The 21,744-nt window shown below is 55.2% G+C and carries 24 protein-coding genes; 17 read left to right on the forward strand and 7 right to left on the reverse strand.

The features are described 5' to 3' along the window. Positions 1 to 38: 38 nt before the first annotated feature. Entirely contained in the window at positions 39 to 1,634 is a 1,596-nt protein-coding gene (locus tag ID864_RS01700) for a methyl-accepting chemotaxis protein (RefSeq protein ID WP_048915709.1), read from the reverse strand. A 246-nt stretch (positions 1,635 to 1,880) separates the two neighbouring features. Between ID864_RS01700 and ID864_RS01705 the strand changes: the two genes are divergently transcribed. Continuing rightward, a complete protein-coding gene (locus ID864_RS01705; protein WP_191149315.1) occupies positions 1,881 to 3,293 on the forward strand; it encodes a DNA cytosine methyltransferase in 1,413 nt (470 codons plus the stop codon). 34 nt (positions 3,294 to 3,327) lie between these two features. After that, positions 3,328 to 3,795, forward strand: a complete 468-nt coding sequence (locus ID864_RS01710) for a very short patch repair endonuclease (protein WP_048915711.1) — start codon at positions 3,328 to 3,330, stop codon at positions 3,793 to 3,795. Positions 3,796 to 3,831: 36 nt separating this feature from the next. On the opposite strand, the gene yedA is transcribed toward ID864_RS01710, so the two are convergent. After that, positions 3,832 to 4,746 (reverse strand): drug/metabolite exporter YedA, encoded by a 915-nt coding sequence (yedA, locus tag ID864_RS01715; protein ID WP_048915712.1) that lies wholly within the window; start codon positions 4,744 to 4,746, stop codon positions 3,832 to 3,834. A 161-nt stretch (positions 4,747 to 4,907) separates the two neighbouring features. On the opposite strand from yedA, the gene ID864_RS01720 reads away from it, so the two are divergent. From ID864_RS01720 to ID864_RS01730, 4 genes are all read left to right on the forward strand, one after another. Continuing rightward, positions 4,908 to 5,183 (forward strand): hypothetical protein, encoded by a 276-nt coding sequence (locus ID864_RS01720; protein ID WP_099753920.1) that lies wholly within the window; start codon positions 4,908 to 4,910, stop codon positions 5,181 to 5,183. An 11-nt stretch (positions 5,184 to 5,194) separates the two neighbouring features. Next, positions 5,195 to 6,106, forward strand: coding sequence for a DUF808 domain-containing protein (locus ID864_RS01725; RefSeq protein ID WP_048915714.1), 912 nt, complete (start codon positions 5,195 to 5,197; stop codon positions 6,104 to 6,106). Between the two features lie 36 nt (positions 6,107 to 6,142). Beyond that, entirely contained in the window at positions 6,143 to 6,274 is a 132-nt protein-coding gene (locus ID864_RS23840; protein WP_263575950.1) for a hypothetical protein, read from the forward strand. Between the two features lie 179 nt (positions 6,275 to 6,453). Further along, positions 6,454 to 6,633, forward strand: coding sequence for a YodC family protein (locus ID864_RS01730; protein WP_048915715.1), 180 nt, complete (start codon positions 6,454 to 6,456; stop codon positions 6,631 to 6,633). A gap of 106 nt (positions 6,634 to 6,739) precedes the next feature. Here ID864_RS01730 and ID864_RS01735 read toward each other — a convergent pair whose 3' ends face one another. Then, positions 6,740 to 7,063, reverse strand: coding sequence for a DUF6388 family protein (locus ID864_RS01735; protein ID WP_048915716.1), 324 nt, complete (start codon positions 7,061 to 7,063; stop codon positions 6,740 to 6,742). A gap of 205 nt (positions 7,064 to 7,268) precedes the next feature. Between ID864_RS01735 and yedD the strand changes: the two genes are divergently transcribed. Then, the gene (yedD, locus tag ID864_RS01740; RefSeq protein WP_191149316.1) at positions 7,269 to 7,736 is read left to right on the forward strand and encodes a lipoprotein YedD; all 468 of its coding nucleotides are present in this window, start codon (positions 7,269 to 7,271) and stop codon (positions 7,734 to 7,736) included. A gap of 36 nt (positions 7,737 to 7,772) precedes the next feature. On the opposite strand, the gene amyA is transcribed toward yedD, so the two are convergent. The 4 genes from amyA to fliD form a co-directional block, all read right to left on the reverse strand. Further along, positions 7,773 to 9,251 carry an alpha-amylase gene (gene amyA / locus ID864_RS01745; RefSeq protein ID WP_048915718.1) on the reverse strand — a complete coding sequence of 493 codons (1,479 nt, stop codon included), beginning with the start codon at positions 9,249 to 9,251 and terminating at the stop codon, positions 7,773 to 7,775. 139 nt (positions 9,252 to 9,390) lie between these two features. Then, positions 9,391 to 9,756, reverse strand: coding sequence for a flagella biosynthesis regulatory protein FliT (fliT, locus tag ID864_RS01750; RefSeq protein WP_048915719.1), 366 nt, complete (start codon positions 9,754 to 9,756; stop codon positions 9,391 to 9,393). Between the two features lie 12 nt (positions 9,757 to 9,768). After that, on the reverse strand, positions 9,769 to 10,167 hold the full coding sequence (gene fliS / locus ID864_RS01755; protein WP_048915720.1) for a flagellar export chaperone FliS: 399 nt from the start codon (positions 10,165 to 10,167) through the stop codon (positions 9,769 to 9,771). A 9-nt stretch (positions 10,168 to 10,176) separates the two neighbouring features. Beyond that, positions 10,177 to 11,580, reverse strand: coding sequence for a flagellar filament capping protein FliD (fliD, locus tag ID864_RS01760; RefSeq protein WP_048915721.1), 1,404 nt, complete (start codon positions 11,578 to 11,580; stop codon positions 10,177 to 10,179). 279 nt (positions 11,581 to 11,859) lie between these two features. Between fliD and ID864_RS01765 the strand changes: the two genes are divergently transcribed. The 10 genes from ID864_RS01765 to ID864_RS01810 all read left to right on the forward strand — a co-directional run bounded on the left by ID864_RS01765 (position 11,860) and on the right by ID864_RS01810 (position 21,695). Beyond that, a complete protein-coding gene (locus ID864_RS01765) occupies positions 11,860 to 13,065 on the forward strand; it encodes a FliC/FljB family flagellin (protein WP_191149317.1) in 1,206 nt (401 codons plus the stop codon). Between the two features lie 83 nt (positions 13,066 to 13,148). Beyond that, on the forward strand, positions 13,149 to 14,354 hold the full coding sequence (fliB, locus tag ID864_RS01770) for a flagellin lysine-N-methylase (protein ID WP_191149318.1): 1,206 nt from the start codon (positions 13,149 to 13,151) through the stop codon (positions 14,352 to 14,354). A gap of 73 nt (positions 14,355 to 14,427) precedes the next feature. Continuing rightward, positions 14,428 to 15,396 (forward strand): HNH endonuclease signature motif containing protein, encoded by a 969-nt coding sequence (locus tag ID864_RS01775; protein WP_048915727.1) that lies wholly within the window; start codon positions 14,428 to 14,430, stop codon positions 15,394 to 15,396. 158 nt (positions 15,397 to 15,554) lie between these two features. Beyond that, complete coding sequence (locus ID864_RS01780; RefSeq protein ID WP_048915728.1) at positions 15,555 to 16,277, forward strand: RNA polymerase sigma factor FliA; 723 nt, start codon at positions 15,555 to 15,557, stop codon at positions 16,275 to 16,277. Between the two features lie 43 nt (positions 16,278 to 16,320). Then, positions 16,321 to 16,824, forward strand: a complete 504-nt coding sequence (gene fliZ, locus ID864_RS01785) for a flagella biosynthesis regulatory protein FliZ (RefSeq protein WP_099753916.1) — start codon at positions 16,321 to 16,323, stop codon at positions 16,822 to 16,824. A 210-nt stretch (positions 16,825 to 17,034) separates the two neighbouring features. Continuing rightward, on the forward strand, positions 17,035 to 18,015 hold the full coding sequence (locus tag ID864_RS01790) for a D-cysteine desulfhydrase (RefSeq protein ID WP_048915730.1): 981 nt from the start codon (positions 17,035 to 17,037) through the stop codon (positions 18,013 to 18,015). Positions 18,016 to 18,028: 13 nt separating this feature from the next. Beyond that, positions 18,029 to 18,832: a cystine ABC transporter substrate-binding protein gene (tcyJ, locus tag ID864_RS01795; protein WP_048915731.1), complete on the forward strand. Its 804-nt coding sequence runs from the start codon at positions 18,029 to 18,031 to the stop codon at positions 18,830 to 18,832. Next, positions 18,832 to 19,500: a cystine ABC transporter permease gene (tcyL, locus tag ID864_RS01800; RefSeq protein WP_048915732.1), complete on the forward strand. Its 669-nt coding sequence runs from the start codon at positions 18,832 to 18,834 to the stop codon at positions 19,498 to 19,500. The genes tcyJ and tcyL overlap by 1 nt, the downstream gene beginning before the upstream one ends. Next, positions 19,497 to 20,249, forward strand: a complete 753-nt coding sequence (tcyN, locus tag ID864_RS01805) for an L-cystine ABC transporter ATP-binding protein TcyN (protein WP_191149319.1) — start codon at positions 19,497 to 19,499, stop codon at positions 20,247 to 20,249. The genes tcyL and tcyN overlap by 4 nt, the downstream gene beginning before the upstream one ends. Before the next feature lie 351 nt (positions 20,250 to 20,600). Continuing rightward, positions 20,601 to 21,695, forward strand: a complete 1,095-nt coding sequence (locus tag ID864_RS01810; RefSeq protein ID WP_048915734.1) for an acyltransferase family protein — start codon at positions 20,601 to 20,603, stop codon at positions 21,693 to 21,695. Positions 21,696 to 21,744 lie beyond the last annotated feature (49 nt).

Below are 21,744 nucleotides of genomic sequence, written 5' to 3' on the forward strand. Positions count from 1 at the left end.
TCTCAGCGTCCCTTATTTCAGGGACGCCATTTAATCCTCTACAACACAAACTGACTGACGCTATGCGACAGCCGTTGCGCATGATCGACCAGCGCTTCTGAGGTGTCAGCACTGCGGCGCGTCAGCTGCTCGCTCTCTTTTACCTGCTGATTCAGGCGACCAATCTCCATGGCGATGCTGTTAACACGCTTACTCTGCGCGTCGGCGTTGTGCTGCAGCTCGCTCAGCAGCGTCACCACGCCGGAGACGGCAGAGGCGATCTCCTGATACAGGCCGTCCAGCGCCTGCACCTGGTTGAAGCCGCTGTCGATGTGCTGGTGGGTGCTACCGATCAGCCCGTCGATGGTGCGGGTGGAGGCGCTGCTTTTCTCCGACAGCAGGCCGATCTCCTTCGCCACGATAGAGAAGCTGCGGCCATACACGCCCGCATGAGCCGATTCGATGGCGGCATTGAGCGCCACCAGTTTGGTTTGCAGGGATATCCCCTCCAGCAGCGTCACGATCCCGGCAATCTCGCCGGAGGCATCGACGATCTGGCGCATCTGTGACTCGACGGCAATCACCACTTCGCCACAGCGCTGGGTCAGGCTGTCGGTAGCCTGGACCTGCTGCGTGGCGTGGCGGGTGAACGCTACGCTGTGGCCGACCTCTTCCGCCACGCGGTTGAGGCGCTGGCTGATATGATCAAACGCAGCCGTCTGCTGCTGATTGTGGGCGCTAAACTCGTCGCTCTGCTGCGCCATGCGGTCAGCGCTGTCGCGCACCGCGCTGGAGATGGCATTGATCTCACCGACGATATGCTGCAAGCCGTGCTGCATCGCGCTGATGCTATCGGTCAGCTGGCATATCTCTGCCGACTGAAAAGCGCTGAGCTGCGGCTGTCGGGAGATGTCCCCGGTGGCGATCTGCGCCAGCCAGCTGGATACGCGGTCTAACGGTTGGATCACCCCGCGCAGCAGCAGGCCACCGCCAAGCAGCAGCAGCCCGCCCAGCAGTGCGGAGATTGCCAGCGACAGGTTGCGGCTATTGGTCAGGGAGGAGAGCGTGGACTGATTCAGTTCGCCGGACCGCTGGTTTTCCTGCGTCAGCACCTGATAGTAAGCGTCATTGAACTGCTGCTGAAACGCCTGCATCGGTACCATAAAGAAGGTATCGATATCTCTGGCATTCAGTCCTTTCAACTGCTCCTGAAGCCCGTCGGCCAGCAAAGTGAAATTCTGCCGCAGCGGGCTCTCTTTGCTGGCGGGGTACTGCCCGAACAGCTTACGCGCCTCATCCAGCGAGGCCTGGGCGGTCTCTGCCAGGCTTTTCCAGCTGTCGACCGATCCGGTCTGGTTATCCTGCATCAGATAGATGCCGGCGCGGTGGCTGTTATCACTGGCGGTCAGCAGCTCCATGCGCGCTTTGTCCAGCAGTGCCTGGCGGCTGGAGAGGGCGTGGGTTGCCGCCACGTTATCACCAGTGCTGCTCACCAGCCGGGTCAGCAGCAGCACGCCAGCGCACTGCAGCAGCGAAAAAATGATTAAAAACAGGATAAAGCTGCCGCGCAGGCTTTTCAGCCAGCCGGGTAGCGCGGTAAAGGAAAAACGAGGGCGACGTAACAGGCGCAGCGGTAGAACGGTCAGCAGTGACATAGTGGGTCCCGTAAAATAAAACGGAGTATTCGCCGCTTTTATGTCACCCGTGTTACAGCGCACCCGCCGCGGCAGCAAACAGAAAGCTGTGCGTTACAAAGGCAAATTAGTACCGGTAAAAACTGCTGGCGCGATACTGCCCTGAGCGAGTTTTGTACATTCCCATGCAGTGTTAACGATTTGCGCCTGGCGCTGGGTCAATGAGGTGATAGACTGGCACCCGTTTATCCCTTTTATTGAGTGATTATGAGCGATTTTGACCGCGTGGCAGCTGAACTGGCCGAACAGGCACGCGCACAGGCGCAGCAGAAAGAGGACCAGGACCGTCAGCTGCTGCTGCGCGTGCTGGAAATTTACGATCAGAAAACCGTTGCGGCAACGCTGCGTAAGGTCAGCCAGCAGGAGTGGACGCGCGAGTCGGTGAATCGCTGGGTGAAAGGCAACAGCCGTAAAATGCTAAGCGAAGCCGAAGTCAGCATGCTGCACGGCATGTTGCCCGCGCCACCCGCCCATCATCCTCACTATGCGTTTCGCTTTGTCGATCTGTTTGCCGGGATTGGCGGCATCCGCAGCGGCTTTGAAGCGATAGGCGGCCAGTGCGTGTTTACCAGCGAATGGAATAAGCACGCGGTGCGCACTTACAAAGCTAACTGGTACTGCGATGAACAGCAGCATCGCTTTAATCAGGATATCCGCGATGTGACGCTGAGCGGCAAGCCGGAGATTAACGAACAGCAGGCCTATCAGCACATCAGCCAGCAGGTGCCGGACCACGATGTGCTGCTGGCCGGTTTCCCCTGTCAGCCGTTTTCGCTGGCGGGCGTATCGAAGAAAAATGCGCTCGGGCGCGCGCACGGTTTTGAGTGCGAAGCCCAGGGCACGCTGTTTTTTGACGTGGCGCGGATTATCACCGCCAAAAAGCCGGCGATATTCGTGCTGGAAAACGTCAAAAACTTAAAAAGCCACGATAAGGGCAATACCTTCCGCATCATCATGCAGACCCTCGACGAGCTGGGCTATGACGTTGCCGATGCCGATACTTCCGGCCCGCAGGACCCGAAGATTGTTGATGGTCAGCACTTCCTGCCGCAGCACCGCGAGCGTATTGTGCTGGTCGGCCTGCGCCGTGACCTGAAGCTGCCGACCTTCAGCCTGAGTCACCTCTCTTCTCTCTACCCGCCTAAACGCACGCCGCTAAAAGCGCTGCTCGACCCGGTGGTAGAGGCGAAATATATCCTGACCCCGACGCTGTGGAAATACCTGTATCAGTATGCGAAAAAGCACCAGGCACGCGGCAATGGCTTTGGCTATGGGCTGGTGGACCCGGAGCGCGAGCAGGGCGTGGTGCGCACGCTGTCGGCGCGCTACTACAAGGACGGCTCGGAGATCCTTATCGATCGCGGCTGGGATAAAGCGCTGGGTGAGCAGGATTTCGATAATGCCAGTAACCAGAACAACCGGCCGCGCCGTCTGACGCCGCGCGAGTGTGCGCGCCTGATGGGCTTTGAGCTGCCGGGCAGCGCTGATTTTCGCATACCGGTTTCGGATACTCAGGCCTATCGCCAGTTTGGCAACTCGGTGGTGGTACCGGCGTTTGCCGCCGTGGCACGGCTGCTGCTGCCGTGGATCGAGCAGGCGGTGCGTCAGCGCCAGATTTAGCTAAACTTAAGGTCTTGATGAAAGGAATATCACCATGGCCGACGTTCACACCTCCGAGGTGCGCAGTAAGAATATGCGCGCCATCCGCACCCGCGATACCGCGATTGAAAAGCGGCTGGCCGAGCTGTTGGTTGAGCTTGGCCTGAGCTACCGGGTACAGGATAAATCCCTGCCCGGGCGCCCCGACTTTGTGCTGCCCGATCATCACGCCATTATTTTCGTTCACGGCTGTTTCTGGCACCGCCATCACTGCCACCTGTTTAAGCTGCCCGCCACGCGCACCGCGTTCTGGATGGGTAAAATCGACAGCAATGTGGCGCGCGATAAGCGCTACGTTGAGGAGCTGACGGCCAGCGGCTGGCGCGTTTTGCTGGTGTGGGAGTGCGCACTGCGCGGTAAAACGCGCCTGCAGGAGCAGGAGTTAAGCGCGCGTCTGGAAGAGTGGGTGTGCGCTGCCGAAAGAAACGCGGAAATTGACGAGAACGGTATTCGCCAGCTGTAGGGGCCGATCCTCTTTTCGATCGGCCCGCACCCCCGATTAAGGCTCGCAGGATTTTACGATCGGCTTTGCCGGGAACAGATATTTCCCCAACGTCACCAGAATCACCGCCAGCACGATAATCGCCAGCGCCAGCCATTCGCGGGCTGACAGGCTCTCCCCTGCGAAGGCTATACCCAGCAGCACCGCCACCACCGGATTGACGTAGGCGTAGCTGGTGGCGATAGCCGGGGTGACGTTGCGGATCAGAAACATATAGGCGTTAATCGCAATCACCGATCCAAACAGGCTGAGATAGCCGAGCGAGAAGAAGCCCGCCAACGAGGGTTTCTGCACCAGGTGTTCGCCGCTCAGCGTGCTGGCAATCAGCAATACTGCGCCTGCTGCCAGCATCTCCACTGCGCCCGCCATCATGCCGTTGGGCAGCGTAATGCGCGAACCCCATACCGAACCAAAGGCCCAGCTCAGAGAGCCGCCGAGGATCATCAGCGCACCCCACGGGTTGCCCGCCAGATGGCCGCCGCTGTTCAGCAGGATAATCCCCACCAGCCCAACGGCGATGCCCAGCCACTCGATCCAGCGCGTAGGAATGCCAAACAGGCGGCTGAAACACATGGCAAACAGCGGCACGGTCGCTACCATTACCGCCGCCAGCCCGGACGGCACCTGCTGATGCTCCGCCACGGTGACAGCGCCGTTGCCGAGCGCCAGCAGCATAATACCAACCAGCGCGGCATTACCGGCCGCGCGCAGCGACGGCAGCTTTTCACCTCTCAGCAGCAGAAAAGTCAGCAGCACCACGCCAGCCAGCAAAAAGCGCAGCCCGGCCAGCATCATTGGCGGCCAGCTCTCGACGCCAATGCGGATCACCAGATAGGTGGAGCCCCAGATAAAATAGAGGCAGAACAGCGCGGCCAGCAGCGGCAGCAGGGCGGGGGCACGGCGTAACGTCATGTTAAAGTCGTCCTGGTTATATCAAGTTATTAAAATGTTATAAGTGGCTAATTCTGCCACTAATTATCACGGTCGGAAGGATTTTTTTTACAAAATTTGCACTCTTTGCGCATAATTGTTTAGATCATCCTCCTCTTAAATACTGCAAAGCCAGGTGGGCCATGGCCAGTGTCAAACTGACGGTAAGACGGTTGTATAAACTTAGCGGCGAACGCATGGTCAATACCCAGGCAACGGCGCGTATTTTTGTCGGCGATCGTCTGATCGCCACGGAAGAGATTAGCGGGATGACCGAAAGCCCGGTGAGTAAATATCTGCACCACGCTGAGCCGCAGGGCCAGCCGGTGCGCGTTGAGTGGGACTGTGATGGCATTGCCGATATGGCGGTCGCCGAAATGGAGCTGTGCCCCTGTTGTCAACATGACGAACATGAATAAGGAATACGACTTTGGCAGGAACCAGCTTACTAACCTTACTGGATGATATTGCGACACTGCTTGATGATATAGCCGTGATGGGCAAAGTGGCAGCGAAAAAAACCGCCGGGGTGTTAGGCGACGATCTCTCCCTTAACGCTCAGCAGGTCAGCGGGGTAAAAGCCAATCGTGAACTGCCGGTGGTGTGGAGCGTGGCAAAAGGCTCCTTCCTCAACAAGTTGATCCTGGTGCCGCTGGCGCTGCTGATCAGTGCGTTTGCGCCCTGGGCAATCACGCCGCTGCTGATGGTGGGCGGGGCTTACCTGAGCTATGAAGGCGTGGAGAAGGTGCTGCACAGCCTGCATAAAAACAAAAGTGAGGAGACGCCGGAAGCGCGCGAAAAGCGCCTGCTGAAGGCGGCGCAGCAGGATGCCGGTGAGTTTGAGAAGAAGAAAGTAAAAGGGGCGGTGCGCACCGACTTTATCCTGTCGGCCGAAATTGTGGCGATTACCCTCGGCATTGTCTCTGAATCCCCGCTGCTGAATCAGGTACTGATCCTCTCCGGGATTGCCATTCTGGTGACGATTGGCGTGTACGGCATTGTGGCGGGCATCGTCAAAATTGACGATCTAGGCTTCTGGCTGCAGAAGAAAACCTCGGCGCTGGCTAAAGGGCTGGGTAATGTGCTGGTGGCGGCCGCGCCATGGCTGATGAAGATCCTGACCCTGGTTGGCACCATTGCGATGTTCCTGGTGGGGGGCGGCATTATCGTGCACGGCATTCCGCAGCTGCATCATCTGGTGACGGAATACAGCAGCGAGATGAGCGGCCTGATGAGCAGCGTTGTCAGCAATCTGGCGAACCTGGTGGTCGGGTTCATCGTGGGGTCGATTGTGCTGTTGGTGGTCAATGGGGTTGCCAAAATGCGTCAAAAATCAGTATAAAGACGCCTGAAGTTAGTGAGTAAAACGGGAGTAATGATGAAAGACGATATTTTTGAGTTCGATATTGATGCGCAGTTAGAGCAGGCAGAAGCGAACGCCGAGAAAAAAGCCGCCGAAGTTCCGGCTGATTTAGGTGACGAAGCCGACTGCGAAGGCTGTAAAATCTAAGCGCAAACTGCGACGGATTTCACATAAAAAGCGAGTAATAAGTTTACTCGCTTTTTTTATGTCCAGCGTTTTTAACTGCTTATTTGTATTTAACAAATGTTTTACCTGCCGTTAACAGCGGTAATAAGGCTCAGATGCTATAACTATTTGGTGATTTTAACCGGATAGGGAGGTGCTTTATGAGCTTTATAATCAGTGATGAAGTGCAGCATAAGGACGGTGGGCCTGCGATGATTGTCACAGGTGTTGCCAGTGGAATGGTGGAGTGCCGCTGGTATGACGGTTTTAGCGTGCGGCGTGAAGCGTTTAGTGAGCAAGAGCTTTGCGTTCTGGCTGATGCAACGCCTTTGGCGGGTTAGTTTTGTCGGTGCATGCCAGAGCCCGTAGGGGCCGACCCTTTTTTCCGGTCGGCCCTTGATGTCCGGCGGGCCGATCTTCTTTTTCGATCGGCCCACAGCGTCTATTTTACAGCTCGTTCTTAATACAGAACTCTTCCCAGCTCATGCCCAGCGCTTCGGCGTGGCTATGCAGATAGGCCTCAATCGCATCGACCATCACCGCTTTATCCGGCTCTGCCAGCTGAATAGCAAACAGCACGCCGTCCAGTTTCTTCTCGCGCACATATGCCGCATAAGCCCGCTCTTTCTGCAACTCGCGCAGCTGCTCAACGCTCATGCCCATGGTGGACGCTTGCTCAGCGGTCAGATTTTCAATGCCGGCCTTCAAATCCGGGTGCGCCTCAAGAAACAGATCTTTGGCGATGGCGTAATACTCTTCAACGGTTTTCATAACGGTCCTGCGGGGTGACGGTCTGGATAATGGCGGCTAGTGTACACAAGGTGCAGGGCAGGTGAAAGCCGGGCGAGATGCGGGCCGGCGGCTGCTGATCTCAGCGTTTATTCTATCATTTTAGCTGCAGGCTGCGCTTGGTGCTTGCGGCGGGGCAGGTAAAAATTATAACGTAGCGCGTAATTGATTAGCTCAGGATGAAAAAATGAATAAGTGGATGATGGCGGCAGTGACGGCCGTTACGCTCAGCGGCTGTGCGCAGCTACCAAATTATGAAGCGGCGGTCAAAACCGCCCCTCCGGCAGCGCTGGTGGGTAACTGGCAGACGGTTGGCCCGCAGAGTGGGCTGGTGAGTGACCAGGCGATGGCCAGCCTGATTATCACCCAGGAAGGGGATACCCTGGACTGCCGTCAGTGGCAGCGCGTTATTGCCAAGCCGGGCAAAGTCACCTTTTTCGATGACGAGTGGGTTAACGTGAACAAGCAGATGCGCGTGATGACGCTGGATCTGGAAGGTAACGAGCTGCATTACGATAAGCTGAAGATGCGTAAAGTGGATAAACCGACCGTCGAGTGCCAGCAGGCGCTGGAAAAGCAGGCGCAGCCTGACGCCACCCCGCAGCCGTCAACCGTGCCAGCAGCCAGCACCACCATTGCCGCCCCTCAGCCGTAATTCCCAGGTCGTGGCCGTCCGGCCACGACCTGATATCTAGCTAATAATCCACACGCTAACCGATCCTGGCGCACAGCGGAACGTGGCAGTGCCCTGCTCGTCGCTGCTCACCGTCTCGCCGATATGGCCCAGCAGGTCGCGCCAGTTTTTCCCTCCGTAGTTTTCCCCCAGCGCCAGGGTTTTCTCACCCGCTTCACCGTTCGACATAATCACCACGCAACCGGAGTGATGATCGGTGCCGCTGCGCGCAAAGGCGATGCAGTTAGGGTGATCGAACCATTCGGTCTGCACTCCGTGGGCATACAGCTGGCGTGCCCGGATCAGCGCTTCCAGTTCGGGGATCACCGGCATCTCTATCTGATACTGCCCGCCGTCGTCACCCTCATCCTCATAGCTGGCGCCGAACAGGTCCGGGTAGAACACCGCCGGAACACCGTTTTCACGCAGCAGGATCAGCGCATACGCCAGTGGTTTGAACCAGGGGTCCACCGGGGCTTCCAGCGCCTGCAGCGGCTGGGTGTCGTGGTTGGCGACAATGGTCACCGCGTGCCACGGATCGGTGGTGACCAGCGTGTCGTTGAAGATCTGGCTAAGGTCGTAGTCAGCCCCCTGTTTCGACGCGTTATGGAAGTTCATCTGCAGTGGGGCGTCAAACAGCATGGTTTTACCGTCCACCTGCTGGATATACTGCTGGAGTTTATCAACCTCATGCGACCAGTATTCGGCGACGATAAACAGCGGCTGCTCCGCCACCTCCTGCACGTGTTCGATCCACTCTTTATAGAACCAGGCGGGAATATGCTTCACCGCGTCGAGGCGAAAGCCGCTGCAGTGCACTTCCTCCATCACCCAGCGCGCCCAGTATTTCAGCTCTTCGGTTACCGCGCGGTTGCGGAAGTCGATATTGGCGCCCATCAGATAGTCGAAATTGCCCAGCTCGTTATCGACCTGATCGTTCCAGCCTTCGCCGGTGTAGTCGTTAACGATTTTGAACACGCCGTTCTCATCGGGGTTTTCAATGTGGTCGACGCCGCTGAAGCACTTGTGGTCCCAGATAAACTGCGAATACTGCCCGGCGCGCACCGGGAAGGTGAAGCGGGTCCAGGCTTCGACCTCAATCACTTCCTCGTCGATCTCCTCACGGTTATCCGGGTTGACGCGGTTAACCTGAATGCGCTCTTTCTCGTCGGCACCCATTTTGTGGTTGAGCACCACGTCAAGGATCACGCCAACGCCGTTAGCCTTTAGCGCCTCCACTGCTGCCAGCAGCTGCTGCTTATCGCCGTATTTGGTGGCGCGTGAGCCTTTCTGCTCAAATTCGCCAAGGTCAAACAGGTCATAGCTATCGTAACCGACCGAATAGCCGCCGGATTCACCCTTATAAACCGGCGGTAGCCAGACGTCGCTGATGCCAATTTCAGCCAGCCATGCGGCACGTTCGGCCGCTTCCGGCCACAGTTTGCCGCCTGTGGGGTAGTACCAGTGAAAGAACTGCAAAAGGGTGGGATTGTGCATATCCGTGCTCCATTTTTCGCCAGACGGGAAAATGAAGTATGGAGTAAGCGCAGCGAAAGGGTGGGCCAGGACGAAATTAATTATTCCGCGCTGGCCCCGGAAAGGTGTTGTATAAAGTCATACTGAGTAAACGTGAGGTTTATCCGTTCGATCCGGTAGGGAACAGCACCACGCCGGCGACATTGGTATAGGCACGATTGACGGACTTCTGGCGGCCGGCCTGCTGGATCAGCAAGGAGATTTCATCCTGGCGTGACTTCAGCAGCTTTTTGACTTCGGCTTCATTATCAAGAATGTGGCGCAGTATCGGGCGCAGCTGCTCCTGAGTACGAGCCGGAACCGGCTCATTCTGCGTAGCCTTAGCCAGCTTTTCCACGGCGCTGAGGTAGTCAACTTCCATATCGATCAGGTCGTCCCACTGGCCTTCACCCGCAAGACGCAGCATCGACTGGCTGTGGGTCAAAATTTCCTGATATATCGCGAGCAGATGTGGGGCAATGTTCATTTATACAGAGTCCTAAACCAGAGCGGTTGTGCCGGAAACCTCTTTCCAGGCATCGGCGATATTGCGCAACAGCGCTTCAACTTCTTCAATTCCGTCGGCATCGTTATCGATATTCGCGCGCAGCAGGCGGTGCACCATATAGCGGTACAAACCCAGCAGATTTTGCGTTAACTCGTCTTCAGAGGACTCATCCAGACCCTGCTTCAGACCGTTGTCGATAATGTTAATGGCTTTGGAGAGCGACTCCCCTTTTTTAACCGTATTGCCGTCCTGCAAAAACAGGCGTGCGCGAACCAGGGCGCTGAGCGCCCCGTCGAACAGCAGAGTGATCAGCTGGTCATTGCTGGCACTCATCACTGCACTTTCCACGCCGACTTTTGCATAGGCCTGGGTACCGCTTGCGCTATACATCATGGCTCCTTACTTGGTTGTACTGCTTGAAGTCTCAAACTGCGACGTCAGATAGCTACTGGTGTTGTTGAGCTTGCTGATCGTCACGTCCAGCGCGGTGAACTGGGTTTTTAAGCGCGCAATAGTGGCATCGATATTGTCGCTGACCTTGTTGTACTGTTGGGTCAGATTGTTCAGCGTTTTGCTGACGCCGTCGGTGGCCGCCTGCACCATGCCGGTGCTGGAGAGCCAGCTGGTCAGGTTGTTAGAGAGCTTAGTCGCGATGCCGGTGGTTTTACCGTCGCCAACGATCATTGCCTTAATGCCGTCCGGATCTTTCGCCAGGGCCGCATCCAGTTTAGTCTGGTCGGTATTCAGCTTGCCGCTGGTTGGATCGGTCGTAATGCCAATCTGTGACAGGGTTTTGTAAGTCGAGGTGCTGCTGGTATTGGTCAGCATATCTTTCATCTGCGACTGTATGGTACGCAGAGTGCTGTCGCCCAGCAGTGCACCATTGGTGGTGTCCTGCGCATCTGTCCCGGCATCCACTTTGGTGTATTTGGTCAGGGAGGCAAAGGCATCCTGCAGGGTGTTATAGGCTGTCACCCAGGCGGCAATCGTGCTGGACGCGCTGCTGGTATCTTTAGTCACGGTCAGCGTCTGGGTGCCGGTGGTTTCCCCGCTCAGGTTCAGCGTGATCCCTTCCAGCGCATCGCTGATAGTGTTGCTGCTGTTCTCAATCTCGACATTGTTAACTGACAGCTTGGCATTCTGCGCCGCAATGCTTTGCGTCATATTACTGCTGCTGGTGCCGTCATAATTGAGCATGCTTTGCAGCGCGCTGTCACCGCTGACGCTGATCGTGGCCGCATTGTCTACGCCGGTTTCGTTCGACGTCATGGAGAGACGATAGCTGCCATCGCCCGTTTTAATAATGCTGGCGGTGACGCCGGCATCAGCTTTATTGATCGCATCACGAATGCCGGTCAGCGAAGAGTTCGCGGCGCTTACCGTCACGTCTACTGCTTTATCACTGCCCGCCAGCTTAATTGAGATAGTGCTGTCAGCCGTCGCCAGCGCGGTGCTGTTACTGCTTTGGGTCGCCGAGGTCAGCGTCTGGGCTGACGCCAGCTGCGTGACGGCAATGGTATATTTACCTGCTACCGCACCCGTAGTGCTGGTGGCGCTGAAAGCGGTAGAGCTGCTGACTATTTTATTGGCGCTGAACAGCGTGGCGTCATTCAGCTTGGTGTTTGCCGTCTGAAAGGTGGTCAGCGCGCTTTTCATGGTGCTGTAGGCGCTCAGCTTTGAGGTGTAAGCCGTCTGCTGTGTTGAGATCGGCTTTAGCGCTGCTTTTTCCGCCGCCTGCATGCTGTCGAGAATCGAGCTTAAATCCAGGCCGGAGCCGATACCCAGGGTAGAGATGCTAGCCATGATATTTCCTTTATAGAGTCAACACGGAGAGTGAATACCGTGGTTATCGGCCATTGATGCACAAAGTTTACGATTAATTATCCGGCGGCAATAAAACGAATAGCGGTAATAAAGAGGGGTATTTCAGCGAGTAGGGGGAAGTGAAAAAAAATCGGCGCGGAACTAAAAAAATTCTAAAGGTTACCGTGGGGCAGACGATAACAACTTTGACGGCGATGAAGCCGGGGGGCAAACAAGCCCAACCACTTAACCCGAAATGATTTAACAGGAAACTTTATCATGGCACAAGTAATCAATACCAACAGCCTCTCGCTGATCACTCAGAACAACATCAACAAAAACCAGAATGCTCTGTCTACCTCTATCGAGCGCCTGTCTTCTGGCCTGCGTATCAACAGCGCGAAAGATGACGCTGCTGGTCAGGCGATTGCTAACCGCTTCACCTCTAACATCAAGGGCCTGACTCAGGCTGCGCGTAACGCTAACGACGGTATCTCTGTTGCACAGACTACTGAAGGCGCACTGTCAGAAATCAACAACAACTTACAGCGCGTTCGTGAATTGACCGTTCAGGCTTCTACCGGTACTAACTCTGATTCTGACCTGTCTTCCATCCAGGACGAAATCAAATCCCGCCTGTCTGAAATTGACCGTGTATCAGGTCAGACTCAGTTCAACGGCGTGAACGTTCTGGCTAAAGACGGCAAAATGTCTATCCAGGTTGGCGCCAACGATGGCGAAACTATCGATATCGACCTGAAGAAAATCGACTCCAAGACTCTGGGTCTGGACAGCTTCAACGTGAACGGCCCTAAAGATGCAGCCGGCACTCTCGGTACCGTAGCAAACGCCGACTTTACCTCTTACTATGGTGCAACCACTCAGGTCACCAAAGCCACCGTAGCAGAAACTGGTGCGGCAAACGATCTGTCAACCCGTCTCGGCCTGGCGGCTGGTGGCGCGACCATCAAGGGTGATGAAGTTTATAAGGATGATAACGGCAACCTGTTTGCAAAAGTTACCATCAAGCCAACTGGTGCTGCAGAAGTTAACAACCTGAAAGCCAACGGTTTCGAAAGCACTGACGGTGTAGGCAAAGACTACTTCATCGCGCTGGATCCGCAGTCTGCTACAACCACAGGTGACACTGCTGCGTTCAAAGTTGACACCAAGAACATCAGCCTTTCCAGCCTGACCAGCGGTGCTTCTTCTGACCCACTGGCTAAACTGGATGCTGCTATCGCATCAGTAGATAAGTTCCGTTCTTCACTGGGTGCGATTCAGAACCGTCTGGGTTCTGCGGTAACCAACCTGAACAACACCACCACTAACCTGTCTGAAGCACAGTCCCGTATTCAGGATGCTGACTACGCGGTGGAAGTGTCTAACCTGTCTAAAGCGCAGATCGTTCAGCAGGCGGGTAACTCCGTGCTGGCTAAATCGAACCAGGTTCCACAGCAGGTTCTGTCTCTGCTGCAGGGCTAATCGATTCTTCGATAAGCAGTTCAAAGGCGACCTCTGGTCGCCTTTTTATTGAGGTAATATTTCGATTTTAAGCGAGAGGCATTATGAAAGAGATCACCATTATCGAACCCGTTTTTGTTGCAGAGTTCCAATGTGCGGGCAGTACCTGCCGTGACCATTGTTGCAAAGGATGGGATATATTTCTCGATAAAGCATCGGTAAATCGGTATCTGAAAAGCCCGCAGATTGAAATCAGAAATATTGCTTCTCAGCATATCGCTACCCCGAAGAAAAGCTTTCAGCACTGGGGTAAGATGAAGCTAACATCGTCAGGAAACTGCGCTTTCCTTGATGAAGAAAGCTTGTGTAAAGTGCATAAAAATATGGGCGGAGCAGCGCTAAGCCAAACCTGTTCTACCTATCCCCGCTCACAAAATATGAGCAAATATGAAATAAATAAATCGCTTTCGCTTTCCTGCCCTGAGGCAACTAAACGGTTACTGAGCCGCCCAGATGCCATGATGTTGCACCAGTCGGTACAAATTCAGCCCAATGCTAATAACTCAGCGGATGTGGATAATCTGCAGAAATTAGTAAATTTGATGTGTGTAAATATAGTTAAAATTGCCGGCTCCCGCGCCAGCGAGGGTATATATGGCATCGCCATGTTACTGCTGCATCTGGAAAAGCTGAATAAAGAACCCGAGTTCAACAGTGAAGCATTGGAAAATTATTATTTCACTATAATCAATGCGATCGAAGAGGGTTCAATTGCCCGTAGCATTGACGATCTGACACCGAATTATGACCTGCAGTGGGCGCTTCTGCTGCGCATGCAGCCCTATTTCTCTGGCCTGATGAACGTGCGTTCTGCAACTACGCTGAATCATTATCTTAATAAACTGATACATATTCAGGTGGAGGGAGCAAAAGAAAATGATGTCAGCTCTTCCATAATTCGCCTGGATACAGCGTGGAATGACAAGGTCGTTCCCTGGCTGGCCGAGAGACCTCACGTCATCAGTAACTATTTGCAGTACCGGATATACAGTGACAACTTCCCCGGCTATCAAAATCGTTCACCATTAGCTTGTCTTTATTTGCTGACGGCAGAATGGTTTATGATTAAGTCATTAATCGCGGCCAATGCTGAGCTGGTGGGTAAGATTGATGAGGATGATGTTGTTAATATTATTTACAGTTTTCACGCACTAACAAAACACACCGAGCATGCATTGGCGGCATTTTTTGCCGAAATTGATAAAGTTAAAGTCAACGACGATCTTTCCTTAATTTATCTTTTGAAATAATTGCTCTTTTACCCTAAATCCTTGTGTCTTCATTAATCCCGCACCTGCGGGGTTTTTATCTCTGGAGTGTACTATGCGCTTCAATTATGACTTGTTACCCGGGGAACTGCTGCCGTTTGAGGAGATAAACGACCGCTACAGCAAAAAGTACCCTGACGATAAATCGTTGACTACCCGGGGGTTGCTTAGCCCGTCGACCTCCAGCAAGAACTGGACTATCCGCGCGATATTCGCCAGCAAAGATAGCCATATTCCGCTGGAAGACCTGCTGTTTATCAGCAACGATAACGAACGCAAAAACTACCTGCAGCGCTTCGAACACTATTTGCAGCGCCAGGAGAGCTTCCTCTATTTCCGTCGTCCGCTGGAACCCGCGCCGTGGAACAGCTGGAAGGTGATGGGTGAGAGCAGGGTGCTGGCAATGCTGGATCCGGCATCCATTATGGCGCAAAGCCTGCTGCAACAGCGTGGCTATACCTTAACGCTGCTGCGCAGTGATGAAGAGGATGAGTACTGGCAGCTGTACGACCGCCAGTCGCAGCCGTGCTTCGAATACTCGCGCCAGCTGCAGTTTATTGTGGTGCTGACCTCGCCGCTGCTGCCGCCGCCTGCCGGGGTGATCCAGGGGACGCAGGTCGGGCGGCGTGTAAAAGCCCGGCTGTGGCATCGTGCCAGCCATCATGAGTTCAGCAATGCGGTACGCGCGCGCTACGGCGCCTGCGTCATCACCGGCACGCTGCTAACCGACGAGCAGGCGTGGCCGTGGGTGGAAGCCTGCCACATCGATACGCGGGAAAATGAGCAGGGCTTCCTGCTGGATAACAGCGCGGATAACGGCCTGTTTCTGCGCAGCGACCTGCAACGGCTGTTTGCCAGTAAACGGCTGTCAATTGACCCGTTGAGTGGTTCGGTGCATTTTCGCCGCACGTTACAGGAAGATAACACCCTGCTGCCGTTTTATCAGCAGCTGGAAGGGAAAGTCTGCGCCCTGTGGTCACAGGTGCCGGAGAGCACGCGCCAACGTTTATCACTGAAAGCCTGATTACCGGGATCCCCGCGTCCTTTTTTTGTGACGCCGGGGATCTTTCAGGGCGACAAAAATGAAATAACCCGCCTTTTTTACCGCTATTCCCCCAATCAAAATGCCCTACAGAAACAGATAATCGTGCCGATAACTTAATTAACGCAGGGTAGGTCAGAGTGAACGATCTATATACCGCCGATGGCGTGATGGACAAACATTCGCTGTGGCAGCGATACATACCGCTGGTTCGCCATGAAGCGTTGCGCCTGCAGGTCCGTCTGCCGGCCAGCGTGGAGCTGGACGATCTGCTTCAGGCTGGGGGTATCGGGCTGCTGAATGCCGTAGAGCGCTACGACGCCCTTCAGGGCACCGCATTTACCACCTACGCCGTTCAACGCATTCGTGGCGCGATGCTCGACGAATTACGCAGCCGCGACTGGGCACCACGCAGCGTGCGCCGCAATGCGCGCGAGGTGGCGGGTGCCATGCATCGGGTTGAACAGGCGCTGGGGCGCACGGCATCCGAGCAGGAAGTGGCTGCGCAGCTTGATGTGTCGCTGGAGGAGTACCGGCAGATCCTGCTGGATACCAATAACAGCCAGCTGTTCTCTTATGACGAATATCGTGAGGAACACGGTGACAGCGCCGAGCTGGTGACGGATGGCCACGAAGAGGCTAATCCGCTGCATCAGCTAATGGAAGGGAATCTGCGCGAACGCGTCATTGAAGCGATCGAAGCGTTACCCGATCGCGAAAAAATGGTGCTGACGCTCTATTACCAGGAAGAACTGAATTTGAAAGAGATTGGCGCCGTGCTGGAAGTGGGGGAATCCCGCGTCAGCCAGCTGCACAGTCAGGCGATCAAACGCCTGCGCGCCCGGTTATCGGGAGCGCGCTGACAAAGTCAGTTTTGCACTCTCAACACCAACCGGGGAATCTCGCATGGGATCCAAAATTAAAATGAGGCCGTTGAGCCGTTATTTGAAAGACTACAAACACAGCCAGAGTAACTGTTCCCACTGCGGTAAGGTACTGGACAGAATGGCGCTGGTTTTTCGTGGTCAGATCATTAACAAAGAGGCCATCGCCCGGATGGATCAGCTGATCGACGATCAGGTCTGGTTAAAATTACAGAATGAGCTTACGGCGCTGTGCCGTTTTTGTAGCGATATCTTTTGCAACACGCATCCGACTTACTTTGACATCATGGCGTTCAAGCAGTACCTGTTTGAGCAGACCGAAATGAGCCACAGCACCATTCGCGAATACGTTGTTCGCCTGCGTCGCCTCGACGATATGCTGTCAGCGCGTAATTTTCCGGCGGAAAAACTCAAAGGCCCGAGCTGGCATGAGTGCCTGGAAAATGATCTGCCGGATGCCGGCAACAATAACTACCGTATTGCCCTGCGGAAATACGATCAGTTTCTCGGCTGGCAGCGTAATTAATACCCTTCATCCTTGAAGCTGCAACTGCGTTGGCTGCATGCGCTCACCCCAGTCACTTACTCGTGTAAGCTCCTGGGGACTTACGCACTTGCCGCCCTGTTGCAACGCCAATTATTTTGGGTATAGGTAAGTATGAATTCGAAGGTGACCAACCGGTCATCTTCTGTAACACTGTAGGGATAATATTAAACGCCTGCTGCGGAGGCTGCGTTGTCCTTACTGAACATCAATAATTTCCCCCGTCTCGAACTACTGGGTGCGCCCACGCCGTTAGAGCATCTTCCCCGCCTGTCCGAATATCTGGGCCGCGATATCTTTATCAAACGTGACGATGTCACGCCGGTTGCCCTGGGCGGCAACAAGCTGCGTAAGCTTGAATTCCTCGCAGCGGATGCCCTGCGTAACGGTGCCGACGTGCTGCTGACGGCCGGGGCGATCCAGTCTAACCACGTGCGCCAGACGGCGGCGGTGGCGGCGAAGCTTGGCCTGAAGTGCGTGGCGCTGCTGGAAAACCCAATTGGAACCCACTCTGCCAACTATCTCAGCAACGGTAACCGCCTGCTGCTGGAGCTGATGGGCACCGAGATCATTATGGTCGATGCGCTGCACGCGCCGGATGCGCAGTTAGAAGAGCAGGCCACGCTGCTGGAAGCCCAGGGCTTTCGCCCGTATGTGGTGCCGGTCGGCGGGTCGAACGCGCTGGGTGCGCTGGGCTACGTTGAGTGCGCGCAGGAGATCGCCCATCAGAGCGAAGGCGTGGTCGATTTTGCCGCAGTGGTGGTTGCCTCCGGCAGTGCCGGGACGCATGCCGGGCTGGCGGTGGGGCTGGAGCTGCTGCTGCCGGACACCGAACTGGTGGGCGTCACCGTGTCGCGCAAAGTGGCGGATCAGCTGCCAAAAGTGGAGAAGATCCGCGCCGAGCTGGCGCACTCATTAGCCGTGACCAGCAGCGCGCCGATTACGCTGTGGGATGACTATTTCGCGCCGCGCTACGGCGAGCCGAATGAAGAAGGAATGGAAGCGATTAAACTGCTGGCGCGTCTGGAAGGTATCTTCCTTGATCCGGTCTACACCGGCAAGGCGATGGCCGGGCTGATCGACGGTATTGCGCAACAGCGCTTCCGTCGTGAAGGGCCGATTGTGTTTGTTCATACCGGTGGTTCACCGGCGTTGTTTGCATATCATCAATAATAATGGGGTTGCTATGAAATTTTCGAAAGTTCGTCGCCAGTTGGTGATGGGAACCATGGCGCTGGCGCTGGTCGGCGGTATGACTATGCAGGCACAGGCAGCGGATGAAAACCTGCTGGCGAAAGTCAAAGAGCGCGGTTCGCTGCAGGTGGGGCTGGAAGGCACTTATCCGCCGTTCAGCTTCCAGGATGAGAATGGCAAGCTGGCCGGCTTTGAAGTCGACTTCGCCGAGGCGCTGGCGCAGCACCTGGGCGTTAAGGCCAGTCTGAAGCCGACCAAGTGGGACGGTATGCTGGCGTCCCTTGACTCTAAGCGCATCGATGTGGTGATCAACCAGGTCACTATCTCCGACGAGCGTAAGAAGAAGTATGACTTCTCTACGCCTTATACCATCTCCGGTATCCAGGCGCTGACCAAAAAGGCCAACGCGGGCAGCATCACCAAGCCGGAAGATCTGAGCGGCAAGAAAGTCGGCGTGGGTCTTGGCTCAAACTACGAGCAGTGGCTGCGCGAGAACGTGAAGGGCGTGGACATCCGTACTTATGATGATGACCCAACGAAATACCAGGATCTGCGCGTAGGCCGTACCGATGCCATCCTGGTCGATCGCCTGGCGGCGCTGGATCTGGTGAAGAAAACCGGCGATACCATGGCGGCAGCAGGCCCGGCATTCTCCCGTCAGGAATCAGGCGTGGCGCTGCGTAAAGGCAACGCTCAGCTGCTGGATGCTATTAACAAAGCGATTGCTGATATGCAAAAAGATGGCACCATGAAGAAGATTTCTGAAAAATGGTTTGGTACGGACGTAACTAAATAATGCACGAAAGTCTGCAACTGGTGCTGGATTCAGCACCATTTTTACTTAAGGGCGCACTGTTCACGCTGCAGCTGAGTATTGGCGGGATGTTCTTCGGCCTGCTGCTCGGCTTTTTGCTGGCGATGATGCGCCTTTCCCATTTCTGGCCGATTGCCTGGCTGTCGCGTTTTTACGTTTCAATTTTTCGCGGCACGCCGCTGATCGCCCAACTGTTTATGATCTACTACGGCCTGCCGCAGTTCGGCATTGAGCTGGACCCGATCCCGTCGGCGATGATTGGCCTGTCGCTGAATACGGCGGCGTATGCTTCTGAATCCCTGCGCGGGGCGATTGCCGCCATCGAGCGCGGGCAGTGGGAAGCGGCGGCCAGTATCGGCATGTCGCGCTGGCAGACGATGAAGCGGGTGATCCTGCCGCAGGCGGCACGCACCGCGCTGCCGCCGCTCGGCAACAGCTTTATCAGCCTGGTTAAAGATACCTCGCTGGCGGCCACCATTCAGGTGCCGGAGCTGTTCCGTCAGGCGCAGCTGGTCACCTCGCGCACGCTGGAAGTGTTCACCATGTATCTGGCGGCATCGCTGATTTACTGGGTGATGGCGACGCTCCTCTCCTTCCTGCAAAGCCGGCTGGAAGATCGTGTCAACCGCCAGGATCGGGAGTCGAAATGAGTACCATTGAAGTCAGTCAGCTGGTAAAGAAATTTAACGGACAGACGGTGCTGCACGGCATCGATCTGACGGTCAATGCCGGGGAAGTGGTGGCGATTATCGGGCCAAGCGGCTCCGGGAAAACCACGCTGCTGCGCAGTATTAACCTGCTGGAAGTGCCGGATAGCGGCACCATTCAGGTCGGGGCGATCCGCGTGGATGCCGCACAGTCGATGTCGAAGCAGAAAGAGCGCGTGCGCCAGCTGCGCCAGCAGGTCGGCTTTGTCTTCCAGAACTTCAATCTGTTTCCGCACCGTACGGTGCTGGAGAATATCATTGAAGGGCCAACCATTGTTAAAGGGGAGCCAAAGGCAGAAGCGATAGCGCGCGCCCGTCAGCTGCTCGAACGGGTGGGGTTGCAGGGCAAGGAAGAGAGTTATCCGCGCAAGCTTTCCGGCGGCCAGCAGCAGCGTGTGGCGATTGCCCGTGCACTGGCGATGCGCCCGGAGGTGATCCTGTTTGATGAGCCGACCTCGGCACTGGATCCGGAGCTGGTGGGAGAAGTACTGAACACCATCCGTTCGCTGGCGCAGGAGAAGCGCACCATGGTGATCGTCACTCATGAGATGAGCTTCGCCCGCGATGTGGCCGACCGCGCCATCTTTATGGACCAGGGTAAAATTGTGGAGCAGGGTGCCGCCCGCGAGTTGTTCTCTAATCCGCAGCAGCCGCGCACGCGCCAGTTCCTCGATAAACTCCTCAATCATTAAGTCTTCAGCGGGTCGACCAGAAAAGAAGGTCGACCCCTGAGGTATTCCCATAAAAAATAATCCCAATATTATCGCGGAACGTCAGGCGTCAGGTTTCAGGAGGGAGCATCAGCGTCGCGGTTTGAAAATCCACAGCGAGCACGATGATAGTGGGGGATGAGCCTGGTCCGCAGGGACCGCCCACTGAAAGTCATTAAGGTTATTCTTAAAAGCCCACGGCAAACACCCGGAATAACCGTGGCTTGTTCCAGCAGCGGCTGGGATAACGGTCAATTAGGACGATCCTCATAGTGATTAGCAGGCTAACGAGAGATACTTATCCAGTTAAAATAATTTTACTGGATTTTGATTATGTCTGTCTCTGGCAAGCAAGAAGTATTATGGATTAATACATTAAAAGGTGGCTGTATACTGCTGGTGGTTTTACATCACACCATCATCACGACGTTTATTCCATCATTGCAGTATTTAACGGCGGGGTTGTTACCGGCTGATATGTGGGTAGTGTTTAATAAATATCTCTCGCCGCTGCGTATGCCAGCGTTCTTTTTTGTTTCAGGCTTGCTGGCGGCTAGTGCCATCAGCAAAAAGAGCTGGAGCGAGGTATTTACTAAAAAATTCACCAACATCATTTATCTTTACATTCTGTGGGGCATTATCCAGTGGGTCAGTATTTATAATATCTCGACCAATTTAATTGGTCAGAAGCTCTCCTCTTCGGTCAATGCCGCCTATGCAGGATCGCCACTGGAATTTATTAAATTACTGACGCTGTCGATGACCAGCCTGTGGTATCTGTACGCGCTGGCGGGTTATTTCCTCGTGGCGAAACTGTTCCACAGCCAGAAAGTGGCACTGCTGGTGGTGGCAATTTTAGTGAACTACGCCACCCAGTTTAATCTGGTTCCTGGCTGGGGGCCGAACAGCGTGGCGCAGAACTTTGTCTACTTCCTGCTGGGCGCCTTCTTTAGCCATACCCTGATTGAGATCAGTCAGCTGTCGCGCCGTCATCTGGCGCTGCTGGCCGGGATGCTGGTGATTGGCGTGGCGCACCACGCCGCCGGCATGATGAAGAACCCGTTCTACTGCATGGTCGCAATTGTGTTTGGCATCGTGCTGTGCCGGGCGCTGAACAACCGCTTCAATATGGGGTGGCTGAACTGGATTGGCCGCAATACGCTGCAGATCTACGTGCTGCACCGTATCTTTATTGAACTGCTGGGATTGACCATGCTGACGCTGGCAGTGAAGTACAGCTTGTTCGACAACCAGGCCTTCTCACTGGCGTGGGCGCTGGTACTGCCAGTGTTTGCCGTGAGTATCACAACCTGCATTTCGCTGGTCGCCTGGACGCTACTTAATCGTGGTCCTGGCAAGGCGCTGTTTATCTATCCGCGCCTGTTGCGTAAACCGCAGGCGGCGGAAAAAATTGCCAGCAATGGCTGACACTGTTCTCTCTGGCCGATTTATTCGGCCATTTTTTTACCATTAAATA

This window comes from Erwinia aphidicola, from assembly GCF_014773485.1.
Classification (GTDB): Bacteria; Pseudomonadota; Gammaproteobacteria; order Enterobacterales; family Enterobacteriaceae; genus Erwinia; species Erwinia aphidicola.